Raw genomic sequence first — 1776 nt, 5'->3', positions numbered from 1 at the left:
CTGCGGCTGCCGGGGATCGCGCTGGCGCTCGCCTCCCTCGGCTTCCTCGGACTCGGCGCCCAGCCGCCCTCCGCCGAATGGGGGCTCAGCCTGTCGGAGTCCCTGCCCTACGTCGAACGCGCGCCGCTGGCCTCCCTCGCCCCGGCCGGGATGCTCCTGCTGCTCGCCGCGTTCGCGGTGTCCCTGTCCACCCTGCCCACGGCCACCGCGCGTCAAGGAGCACGACGATGAACCGCGACCCCGTGCTCTCCGTCCGCGACCTGCGCGTCACCTTGGACGGAGGCCGCCAGGACCGCGACCGCCCCGCCGAGGACCGCCCACGCCCAGCCCTCCGCGGTGGCGCCCCCGCCGACGGAGCACGCGGGGGACGGGGGCTGCCCGCCGTGCGCGGGCTGTCCTTCGACGTCCACCCCGGCGAGGCACTCGCCCTCATCGGGGAGTCGGGGGCCGGGAAGTCCCTCACCACCCGCGCGATTCTGGGCCTGGCGCCGCACGGAGCGACCGTCACCGGAAGCGTCCGCGTCGCGGGACGGGAGGTGGTCGGCGCCACCCCCTCGACCCTGCGCGCCCTGCGCGGGCGACACGTGGCGCTCATCCCGCAGGACGCCCTGTCCGTGCTCAGCCCCGTGCACACCGTGGGCGCCCAACTCGTCCACGCGCTGCGCTCGGTGCGCCGCCTGCCCCGCGCGCGGGCGTGGGAACTGGCGGTCGCCGCCCTGGACCGGGTGGGCATCCCCGACTCCGCCCGCCGGGCCCGCGCCTACCCCCACGAGTTCTCCGGCGGCATGCGCCAACGCGCGGTCATCGCCATGGCCACCGTCAACGAGCCCGACGTGGTGTTCGCCGACGAACCGACCACCGCCCTGGACCCCCGCGCCCAGGCCCGGGTGCTCGACCTGCTCGACGACCTGCGAGCCGACACCGGCACGGCGGTCGTCCTGGTCACCCACGACCTGGCCGCCGTCTCCGGCCACGCCGACCGCGTCGTGGTGCTCTACGCGGGACGGCACGTGGAGTCGGGCCCCGTGAACCGGGTGTTCGCCGCGCCGCGCGCCCCCTACACCGCCGGTCTGCTCGCGTCGGTGCCTCCCGAGGACTCCGCGGACCGCCGTCTGCCCGCGATCGGCGGCGCGCCCCCCTCGCCCCGGGACCTGACCGACGGCTGCGCCTTCGCCCCGCGCTGCCCCCTCGCCGCCGACCGCTGCCACACCGACCTCCCCGAACCCGAACCCACGGGCGAGGGCCACCTGGCCTCCTGCCACCGCTGGCGGGACCTGCCCGACCCCGCCCACACCCTGTTCGCCGCCGGGCACACGTGATCCGCCCGAGCGGCGCCGCGTCCCACCGGTCAGCACGAGGAAGGACACCATGACCGACCCCGCCCCGCCCCTGCTGCGGGTCCGCGACCTCGTCGTGCGCTACCCGGCCCGCGGTCGCCGAGCCGAGCCCGTACTCGCGGTCGACGGCGTCTCCTTCGACCTGTCCGCGGGGGAGACGCTCGCCCTGGTGGGGGAGTCGGGGTGCGGCAAGTCCAGCACCGCCGCGGCCGTGCTCGGCCTGCGCCGCCCCGACGGGGGCTCGGTGTGCTTCCAGGGCCGGGAACTCACCGGCATGGACGAACGGGACCTGCGCCCCCTGCGCCCCGCCCTCCAACCGGTCTTCCAGGACCCCTACGGCTCCCTCAGCCCCCGCCTGCGCGTGCGTGACGCCGTCGCCGAACCCCTGCGCGTCCAGGGCCGCTGGGACCGGGTGACCGGACCCGACCGGGTCGCCGAA

2 protein-coding genes and 1 pseudogene are annotated in these 1776 nt (G+C 77.0%); all 3 read left to right on the top strand.

Annotated features, from left to right (window positions below; genetic code table 11):
* Nucleotides 1–231 (top strand): annotated as a pseudogene (locus D471_RS0112730) (ABC transporter permease subunit); the annotation flags it as partial.
* The gene (locus D471_RS0112725) at nt 228–1319 is read left to right on the top strand and encodes an ABC transporter ATP-binding protein (RefSeq protein ID WP_017598964.1); all 1092 of its coding nucleotides are present in this window, start codon (nt 228–230) and stop codon (nt 1317–1319) included. The pseudogene D471_RS0112730 and the gene D471_RS0112725, both read left to right, overlap by 4 nt.
* Nucleotides 1320–1368: 49 nt before the next feature.
* A partial coding sequence (locus D471_RS0112720) for an ATP-binding cassette domain-containing protein (RefSeq protein ID WP_017598963.1) occupies nt 1369–1776 on the top strand: 408 nt, incomplete at its 3' end.

It is taken from the genome of Nocardiopsis lucentensis DSM 44048, from assembly GCF_000341125.1.
In the GTDB taxonomy this organism is placed as follows: Bacteria; Actinomycetota; Actinomycetes; order Streptosporangiales; family Streptosporangiaceae; genus Nocardiopsis; species Nocardiopsis lucentensis.
Note: the sequence above shows the minus strand (reverse complement) of the source record. Positions and strands in the feature narration are given on the sequence as shown.